Genomic DNA, 8969 nt, shown 5'->3' with positions numbered 1-8969 from the left:
AGGTGCGTCCTGGCGGGGCTTCAGCGTGGTCTGACGGCAGTAGTTGACGGCAACGTCAGCGGACGTGGACCGCGCAGAGCGGTAGGTCGTCGTCGCCGTCGTCGGGCTGGCCAGTGGTCTCCTCGGGGTTGCGGAGGGCGTAGCCGAGGAGGTCGATGGCGTCGCGCTGGAGGCGCAGTCGGACGTGGGCGTAGACGGTGGCGGTGACGCCGATGTGGGCATGGCCGAGGAGTTCCTTGATCACGACGAGTTCGACGCCCTGTTCTAGGCCGCGCGCGAGCTGCAAAAGCGCTTCGGCATCGCCAGTTCCACGGTCCAAAACGCCCTGCGGCTGCTCAAGGAGGAGGGGCTGATCTACTCGGTCCTGGGCCGGGGCAGCTACGTCCGAGCGCCGAAGCCGATGGCACCCACCGAAGCGAAGGCAGACGCCGTCGAGGAAAACAAGGTCGATCCTGGCGAGTCCGATCCTGAGTACATCGGTCTCGGCGACCTCCGACGCGGTTGGCAGGCCGCCGACAGTCCTGCCGACGATCCGCGCCCCCCGTACGGGCGGACTGCGGACGAACTCCGCAAGCAGATCCAGGACGGCCGACTTGCGCCGGGCGCCAAGCTCCCGTCCGCCCGCGACCTGCAAGCTCAGTACGGCATCGCCAACTCCACCGCGCAGAACGCCCTGCGGGTCCTCAAGGAGGAGGGGCTGATCTATTCCGTGCAGGGCCGGGGCGTCTTCGTTCGCCAGCTCAGCCCGCGCGATCAGTTCCTCAAGCGCTACAACGAGGGGTTGGAGGAAATGGCGGCTCAGCGCCGTGCGGACGAGGAAGCGGTGCGGCTCAGCGGAAAGAGAGACGATGAAGTGGCCGCCGAACTCGCCGCCGCCGAGGAACGATTCACCAAGGCCAGCACCGAGTTCGAAGCCGCCACCGCCCACCGTGATGCCATGCGCGCCGTCATGGAGCAACGCAAGCGTCTCAGCGGCAACTACACGCCAGAAGAGACCGCCGCCAAGGCCCAGCGCCTGCACGACCGGCTGAACGAGGGCAGACGCCGACGCTGAACCGACCGCACGCGGTAGAGCGCCCGCACACGAGGCACCCAAGGCGAGCTGTTCAGAGTTTCTTTACTTGATCAAGGGCGCCCCGCTGACGCGGGCCGCCGCGCGCCGGCGGTCGGCGACCGCCGCCCGCTCCTGTCTGCCGCCCCGCTGGCGACGGCCGACGACTGCTCGGCGAGCAGAGCCCGGGAGCGTAGGCCGGACTACCAATCGGAAGCCCCGGTCCGACCGCCCAGCAGCAGAATGGCCGGGCACCTGAGAGGCCGCCCGGCGGGCTCGCGCCGTCCCGGACGCCCATGCTTGCTGCCTGGCTGGGGGCCGTGACGATGGAGACAACTGGGCTGATGCCGGTGCGGGGTTGAGCGAGACACACGTGGCGGGTGGTCGGTCGGCGCGCCCGCCGTCGTGGCTGACTTTCTGTGGCAGAGGCCAGAACCCCCATAGGCACGGCACGCACGGAGGGCCCGTCCCTGCCGGGGCTGATGAGGAGGGGGAGCCTCAATCGGATTCGCCCGGCAGGGACGGGAGACGGGTGGGTCAGCGCGGTGCGGCGCCTGGGCGAGCGAGGCGGGTCACGTCTGGCGCCAGGTCCGCCAGGGGCGGGTGATGACCTCCCGGTAGGTGTGGTGGGACGGGTTCTGGCCGCAGTGCCGCAGGACCCAGTCCTGCGGTTCGGCGAAGTCCTCGCTTGTCGGCGAGGCCTCTCCGTCCACGGCGCACTGCATCGCGTAAAGGACCGGCTCCGCGTCCGGCTCGCGGTCGGGCTGGAGCGTCCAGGTCTCGTAGCGCAGGACCGAGCGAGGGGTCACTGTCCCCACCTCCGGTTGGCCGCGGCCACCTTCGCGCTTAACTCCTCCATGGGAGTCGGCGTACGTACGTCCTCGGGCGGCACGTCCCACTCCCGGCCACCGCGCAGTGGCCGAAGCTGCACGTACGGCCCCACATGCCCCATCACCACGCCCACCTTGCCGCTCCGCCGGTCGACCACCAGGGCGCCGGCATCGGGCGAGACGCTGTGCCCGTCGGCATCTGGGGTGGGGGCCGTCATCGTGACCACCCCGGCGAGGCGGCGCGCGACCGGGCGTCCAGTCGCAGGGCAGGAACACATGGGGTGTCGCTCATTCGCACGGTGACGCTCCTCGGCGGCGTTGATGCTGCCCCCGGGCCTGTTGGTGCCGCAGGGTCGGCACCGATCCTCACGCCGGTCACCGGGACGAAGGAACCTCCACCAAATCTCACTTCGGGACGTCCCGCACCGTGTAGAACGTCCCTAGTGCCGTCCTGAGACGAAGGGGGAGACTCGTGCCGAACGAGAGACTACGAGCCGTCATGGCGGCGGGAGGCTGGACGTACGCCGCACTTGCTCAGCAGGTCGAGATCGACCCCAAGTCGGTCGAGCGCTGGGTGAACCTCGGGCGCACCCCACGCCGTGCCACAGCCCTACAGGCGGCCAAAGCCCTGGGAGAAGACGTGCACGCTCTCTGGCCGGCGCTCCGCCAGGCCCGCCCCGCCCGCGCCATCAGCCCCGAACTGGTGGCGCTTTACGAGCAGCGGGCCGACATCCCCGTCTCGACGTTCACCGACCTGATGGCCCAAGCCCGGGAACGGATCGACATCCTCGTCTACGCGGCAGTCTTCCTCCACGAGGCGTACCCGCGGCTGAACGAACTCCTCACCGAACGCGCCGCCGAAGGCTGCACAGCCCGCATCGCGATCGGGGACCCCGACAGCGACAACGTCCAAGCCCGCGGCCAGGAAGAGCGGTTCGGCCACGGCATCGAATCCCGCTGCCGCCTCGCACTCATGCACTACAAGCCGCTCGCCGACACCCCCGGCATCGAAGTCCGCACCCACGGCACCACGCTCTACAACTCCCTCTACCGGGCCGACGACCAGCAACTCGTCAACGCACACGTCTGGGGCGTCAACGCCTACGCAGCCCCCGTGTGGCACCTTCGCCGTCACGAGACAGGCGGCATGTTCGACACCTACGCCGACAGCTTCGACGCCGTGTGGGCGACCGCAACCCCCGTACGAGAGGAAGACTGACCGTGGCCCGCACCGAGTACTACGACGACCCCAACGCACCCAAGCCGAACAGCATGGTCGTCGCCGCTTCCGCCGTCGTCACCGACGACCACGGGCGCATCCTCCTCCAGCGCCGCCGCGACAACGACCTCTGGGCACTGCCCGGAGGCGGCATGGACCTCACCGACTCCCTGCCAGGCACAGCCGTCCGCGAGGTCAAAGAGGAGACCGGCCTCGACGTCGAGGTCACCGGCCTGGTCGGCACCTACACCGACCCGAAACACATCATCGCCTACACCGACGGCGACGTCCGCCGCCAGTTCAACGTCTGCTTCACCGCCCGCATCACCAGCGGCCAGCTGGCAATCTCCGATGAGTCCACCGAACTCCGGTTCGTGCCGCCGGACGAGATCGAGCAGTTGCCGATGCACCACACCCAACGACTCAGGCTCCAACACTTCCTGGAACAGCGCGAAAAGCCGTACCTGGGCTGAACCGTCTGACGGCAGTAGCGACGGCAACAACCCCGCACAACCACGCACTTCACCGGACCAGCAAACCGCGCTTGACCTGCATAAAAGCAGGTAGATGGAGCCACGCAGCACACGTACTATGTGGTGGCGGGGCTCACTCCGGTACTCGTGCACAACTGCAACCTGGGTGACTATGCCGACAGTGTTCGCAACGAACCTGGGGCGAAGTTTGCCTCCGAGTACACATCTCCTTCAGGCGCGAAGTACTACGGCCGCAATAGGCACGGCCAGCAGGCAGAAGGGCCGTTGGTGGATGCACTCGAACGGACAGGTCACCATGGAGGGTGCGCGGAGGTGCATTGTCTGATTCAGGCGCAGGCGGCGGAGGGACCCGAGGCCATCAGGGGTGGAACCATGCGAACGGTAAGGACGCGGAATAACTCCATGCCGACATCGAATACGGATGGGCATGGTGAACCGGCTCACCCCTGTGGCCGTTGCGGCCGACTGCAGGAAGATCTGGAGATTGACTGATGTCCCTGATTCGCTTCGACTCGCTCAGCGAGGATCTTCTTGAGGCGCTTGTAGCGTCCGGATGGAGCACGGGAAGGAAGGTTGACGCTGGTCGATGGGTAAAGCCGTTGGAGGGTGAAGGGTACCGGGCTCACCCATTGGCTGAAGAAATCCTCGCTGCGCTGGGAGGGCTCTCGGTCGATCCGGTCAATCGAGTCGGTCCGAACTTCAGTAATGACGAGCCCTGCAATTTCGATCCATTCGCCGCTGGATCAGGGCAGCGTGATCTAGCGGAAGAGGTAGAGAGTGTTCTCGGTGGGGACTATTTCCCAATCGGTGAATGGCTCAGTTATTCAAGCGTATTCGTCGAGGCTGGGGGAAGGGTGGTTGCTGCTGGTATGGGCTGGATTTGGGAGCTCGGGTCCACCTTTGAAGACTCCTTGGAGTTGGCAGTCTGCGCGAATCGCCCGCTGGTCTGCCTGCACTCCGATCCGGGACTCGATCCTTGGCCGAGGCCCGATTCCCGTTAGCGAATCTCGGTCGCGTCGGGCATCGCCTGAGGGAGCTTCTGGTCGGGCTGACGGCAGTAGCTGACGGCAACGGCGGCGGACACAGCGGTGCCCGCAGCTTCTCGTCGCGCTGAGGACGGCGTCCGAGAAGCTGTGGAACATGAGAACGAATCAGGAGTTCTTGGGTGATACGTAGGGTCGGCAGGCGCCGTTGGCGGGGAATCGTCGTCGTGGCGCCGTTGCTGTTGGGCGTCGTCGGGTGCGGGGCCGGGTCCGGTGGGGGAGGCGCGGAGGAGGGGGACGGATCCCGTTCCGATGCCAAGGCTTCTGAGAAGGCAAATGTCTCGGGCGCGGGGGCGAAGGCCAACGGCTTCGGTGTCAAGGAGTTGCGAGAGGTGGCTCTCTCCGACGGCGACGTGGACGGGCGATCCGTGCGGCGCATGAACAACGGGCTGGCGGCCGCGATGGGTAAGGACAGCTCCATCGCCGATCCCGCGCGATGCCGACCGTTGGACAACATGCTGGCCTACGGCTCGAAGCCCGCTCCCAAGGCTTTCGTCCCCCTCTCTGTCGACATGAAGGGCTCCACGTTCGCCGACCCGAAGGGGACGAGCGTCGTCGTGGCCCTCTCCTCGCACGACCAGGCCGGCGCCAAGCAGGTGCTTGCACAACTGCGGACCGCGCTTGCGAAGTGCGGCAGTGGCTTCGAGAGCGTCAACGGCACCTACGACGAGGTGGACGAGCGCCCCGTCAGCGGGCTCGGCGACGAGGCGGTCTCGTATGTGATGTGGGGTGGCGTACAAGGGGAGAACGCCGGGGCGAGCTTCACCGTCGTGCGCAGTGGCGCGACCGTCGTGACCTTCAATGCCATCAACCTGGAGAAGCCCTGGGAAGTCGCCAAGCCCGACCCGGCGGTCGTCAAGGCCCAGTTGGCGAAGGTGGAGAAGGCGGCTCGCTGAGTCCTTGGGGTTGGGGTCAGGGGTGGGGCGTGGGGCCCTGCTTCGGCGGCTGGACGGTGCGGGCGCTCAGGGCCAGGTCGTTCGTCGCCGTGTAGTACGGCTTGATGCGGGTCGGGCCGTGGGTGGGGTGGGGGAGGTCGCGGGACGGGCGGGTGTCGGGCCTTTTGCGTTCGACCTGGTCTCCTGTGACGCGGCCGATGGGGATGGGGGATGCCGTGAGGGCCGGGTGCAGGTGGAGGTGCAGGTCCCAGAAGGTGGGGTCGGGGGCGGTGGTGTGGCGGCGGGCCAGGGCTTCGGCGTACGGGATCGTGAACTGGAATTTCGCGGAGTCCAGGACTCGTATCGGCATGGTGAAGTCGTGGGTGGGGTCCGTTGAGCGGGATGTTGCTGTGACGGTTGCTCCCTCCGGGGGGAGTTGGGTTGTGCCCAGGAGTGTTGCCGTCACCGTGGCCGATGTTTCGCTGATCAGGATGTGGTCCACCTCCGCGTGTGCGGGGCGCAGCCAGGTGCGTAGGGCCAGGTAGCCGTCGGACGTGGGGTAGGGGATCCAGGCCGACACGCCGCGCTCGTCGGTCACCGGGGGGAGGGTCAAGAGGGCTGCTGTTTCGACCAGTTCGGCTCGGAGGCGGTGGCGGTCGGTTGTGCCGCGTGGGACCACGTAGCAGTCCCAGCGGCCCTCCGGGAGGGTGTGGTCCGCCGTGCGGTCGAGGGTGGCGATGGTTTCCACGACTCGTGGTGCGACGGGGGTGGGGGGTGGTATGGGGAGGGTGATACCCCGGTGGGCGGGGTCCTTGCGGCGGCGTAGGACCACGTCCAGGGGGCCTTCGGGGAGTGTTCCGTGGGTCAGGCGGATGGCCACGCTGCCGTTGGGGGTCACCCGGGCCGAGGCGGTGGGGCGCGGTGGGCTCTGGGGGAGTGCCGTGGTGGCCGTCGGCGCGGGCGGGCGGGGCCTGCCCAGGGCGGCACGCAGGCGGATGGTGATGCGGCCGCCCCGGGGCTGCTCGGTGGTGCGGCGGCCCTGGGGGGCGGAGGTTCGGCGGCTCCCGGAGGTGGGGGTTCGGCGGCTCCCGGACGTAGAGGTTCGGCGGGCCCGAGACCCTTGGGCGCCGCCCTTCTTGTCCGACCAGGCCCCGTCCGCCAGCTCACCGATCAGCTCCTCATAGCGGTCCGCGATCTCCGAGGGCGCGTACGTCGCCGCCTTCGCCCGCGCCGCCGCGCCAAGGCGCGCCCGCAACCCCGCGTCCGCGATCAACGACGACAGCGCCGACGCGTACGCGTCCACCCCGCCGGACAGCGGCACCAGCACACCGTCCTCGCCGTGCGAGATGATCTCGGCCGGGCCGTGCGGGCAGTCCGTCGCGACGACCGGGACGCCGCAGTGCATCGCCTCGACGATCGTCATGCCGAACGACTCCATGTCGGAGGAGACCGCCGCGACGGCGCCCTTGGCCCACTCGGTCTCGATGGGGGCGGCCGGGCCCATGAGGAACGCCTGGTTGTAGAGGCCGAGTTCGTCGATCTGGCGGCGGAGCCGGGGTGCCTCCGGGCCGCGGCCGTAGATGCGCAGGGTCCAGTCTGGGTGTTCGGCGGACACCTTGGCGAAGGCGTTGATCAGGCGGTCGTACCGCTTCACGGCCACCAGCCGGCCCGCCGCCACGATCAGCTTGGAGTTCAAGGGGGACGGTTCGACGGCGGGGACGGTCACGCCGTTGGGTATGCAGAGGAGGCGGGCGCGCACGTCCGGGAGCGCGGCCCTGTAGAGCGCCGCGTCCGCCTCCGACACGGTGACGAAGGCGTCCAGGCCGGCGGCGATCGCGGCGTTCTGGTCCGTGCGGAGCTGGTCGCTGTGCGCGTCGTACGACAAGTGCTCCTGGCCGATGCGGAGATGGCCGCCGCGGCGGCTGCGCCGCTGTCCGTGCCGGGCCAAATAGCCGTTGAGGATCGGGCGCGTGGCTATGACCACGTCGGCGTCGGTCTGTTCCAGGTACGCGGCGATGCGCCGGTCGTGCAGCGCGGTGTAGCGCAGCCGCCCGAAGTCCACGCCCTTCTCGGGGAACATGCTGTTCCCGGTGGCGGTCAACTCGTGCGCTCCTTCGTACGAAGGGCTGTCCTCGCGCATGTCGATGAGGGACCGCAGGCGCACCCGCGGGTCGAAGGGCAACGACGTCTCCTCAGCGACCTTGTGGACGCTCATCACCTCCACGTCGTGCCGTACGGCAAGCGCCGCCGAGAGATTCGCCGTGGACCGGATGGTGCCGCCGATGCCGTACGCGTTGTGCAGCAGAAATGCGACCTTCACCTGTGGTGCCCCCCAAGAAAAACGACAGCGCGACGGACCCGTTTCCGTTGGTCGGTCGGAAACGAGGCCGCATTTAGTTCATATGGGGTGATGGGGTGTCAACGGTGGGAAGAAATGGGGGTAATTCGGTCTCCTGTGCCACCGCCCGCGCGACTGCCTGTGCCACTGCCCGCGCGACTGCCTGCGCGACTGCCTGCGCGACCGCCCGCGCCGCCGCCGCAGCGCCCCGCTTCCGTTGCATCTGTCGCAACTCACCTCATCTGTAAGTGTTTGCGACCGTCAAGTGCGATGTGCGTTTCGCTCAGTGGAACTGCCTGGACTCCCGCTGTGGCCGCCTCATATGGTGGCGATCCCTCAGATGTCCTTTACAGGAGTTCACTTTGCTGTATCGAAAGAACGTCCTGCGGTTCGGCGTGCCCGCCGCCGTGCTCGCGCTCGCCCTCACCGCGTGCGGCGGCGGTGACGACGACTCCGGCAAGTCCGGCAAGTCCGATGGCAAGTCGAAGCCGGAGGCGGCCGCCTCCAAGACCGCCGCGCCCGAGGCGGGGGGTGCGCTCGCCGCGGGGGAGAGCGCCACCGGCAAGGTGGAGGAGGGCGACGCCAAGGTCACGTACGACGTCGTCGCGCAGAAGGTCGACGTGGGCACCGAGGCCGACACCAAGAAGCTGGTGCAGGACCCGAAGAAGGCCAAGGGCATGGTCCCGGCCGTCGCCCACCTGAAGTTCACGCACAAGGCCGGCGCCGCCGTGACCGAGACCCCGGACGCGGCCGACGAGACCGAGATCTGGGCGGACGGCCGCCGCGGCGGACTGGTCATCGGCGCCTCCGAGGACGCCGCGGGCTGCGACGACCCGCTGGGGATCGAGGGCTGGAAGACGGGCGAGAGCCACGTCCTCTGCGAGACGTACCTGGTGCCCAAGGGCTCGAAGAGCCTGGAGGTCCACTGGGGCGAGGAGGACAAGGACCCGTACGTCTGGAAGTTCGCCGGGAAGTAGCCGGGGAGCGGCAAGGGAGCGGCAGGGAAGTAGCCGGGAGTCGGTCGGGCTCAGGGGGCGCAGCGCCTCTGGGCCCGCCATGCCGATATCCCCCTATCAGGGGTTATCGTGGAGATTGTCGCCCACTACAACGGGTGAGCGC

9 protein-coding genes and 1 pseudogene are annotated in these 8969 nt (G+C 68.3%); 6 read left to right on the top strand and 4 right to left on the bottom strand.

Annotation, left to right across the window (positions count from 1 at the left end):
- Positions 1–55: 55 nt before the first annotated feature.
- Positions 56–268 (bottom strand): annotated as a pseudogene (locus IEY91_RS02895) (site-specific integrase); the annotation flags it as partial.
- A 132-nt stretch (positions 269–400) separates the two neighbouring features.
- Here IEY91_RS02895 and IEY91_RS02890 point away from each other — a divergent pair.
- Positions 401–1054: a GntR family transcriptional regulator gene (locus IEY91_RS02890; protein WP_229696643.1), complete on the top strand. Its 654-nt coding sequence runs from the start codon at positions 401–403 to the stop codon at positions 1052–1054.
- Between the two features lie 569 nt (positions 1055–1623).
- On the opposite strand, the gene IEY91_RS02885 is transcribed toward IEY91_RS02890, so the two are convergent.
- Together IEY91_RS02885 and IEY91_RS41525 are read right to left on the bottom strand one after the other, a co-directional pair.
- The gene (locus tag IEY91_RS02885; RefSeq protein WP_189172659.1) at positions 1624–1869 is read right to left on the bottom strand and encodes a DUF7848 domain-containing protein; all 246 of its coding nucleotides are present in this window, start codon (positions 1867–1869) and stop codon (positions 1624–1626) included.
- Complete coding sequence (locus tag IEY91_RS41525; RefSeq protein ID WP_229696642.1) at positions 1857–2108, bottom strand: hypothetical protein; 252 nt, start codon at positions 2106–2108, stop codon at positions 1857–1859. The genes IEY91_RS02885 and IEY91_RS41525 overlap by 13 nt, the downstream gene beginning before the upstream one ends.
- 272 nt (positions 2109–2380) lie before the next feature.
- Here IEY91_RS41525 and IEY91_RS02880 point away from each other — a divergent pair, with 272 nt between their 5' ends.
- From IEY91_RS02880 to IEY91_RS02865, 4 genes are all read left to right on the top strand, one after another.
- Positions 2381–3100, top strand: a complete 720-nt coding sequence (locus tag IEY91_RS02880) for a helix-turn-helix domain-containing protein (protein ID WP_189172795.1) — start codon at positions 2381–2383, stop codon at positions 3098–3100.
- 2 nt (positions 3101–3102) lie between these two features.
- Positions 3103–3573 (top strand): NUDIX domain-containing protein, encoded by a 471-nt coding sequence (locus IEY91_RS02875; RefSeq protein ID WP_189172658.1) that lies wholly within the window; start codon positions 3103–3105, stop codon positions 3571–3573.
- A 512-nt stretch (positions 3574–4085) separates the two neighbouring features.
- Positions 4086–4595, top strand: coding sequence for an SUKH-3 domain-containing protein (locus IEY91_RS02870; RefSeq protein WP_189172657.1), 510 nt, complete (start codon positions 4086–4088; stop codon positions 4593–4595).
- Positions 4596–4969: 374 nt separating this feature from the next.
- Positions 4970–5533: a hypothetical protein gene (locus tag IEY91_RS02865; RefSeq protein WP_189172656.1), complete on the top strand. Its 564-nt coding sequence runs from the start codon at positions 4970–4972 to the stop codon at positions 5531–5533.
- 16 nt (positions 5534–5549) lie between these two features.
- Here the strand turns inward: IEY91_RS02865 and IEY91_RS02860 are convergent, their stop codons facing one another.
- A complete protein-coding gene (locus IEY91_RS02860; protein ID WP_189172655.1) occupies positions 5550–7832 on the bottom strand; it encodes a glycosyltransferase in 2283 nt (760 codons plus the stop codon).
- A gap of 380 nt (positions 7833–8212) precedes the next feature.
- On the opposite strand from IEY91_RS02860, the gene IEY91_RS02855 reads away from it, so the two are divergent.
- Positions 8213–8827 carry a hypothetical protein gene (locus tag IEY91_RS02855; RefSeq protein WP_189172654.1) on the top strand — a complete coding sequence of 205 codons (615 nt, stop codon included), beginning with the start codon at positions 8213–8215 and terminating at the stop codon, positions 8825–8827.
- The last annotated feature ends 142 nt before the right edge of the window (positions 8828–8969 follow it).

The sequence above is a fragment of the Streptomyces lasiicapitis genome (assembly GCF_014646335.1).
Taxonomy (GTDB): Bacteria; Actinomycetota; Actinomycetes; order Streptomycetales; family Streptomycetaceae; genus Streptomyces; species Streptomyces lasiicapitis.
The sequence above is the reverse complement of the archived record's forward strand: the minus strand, read 5'-3'. Positions and strand labels throughout refer to the sequence as shown.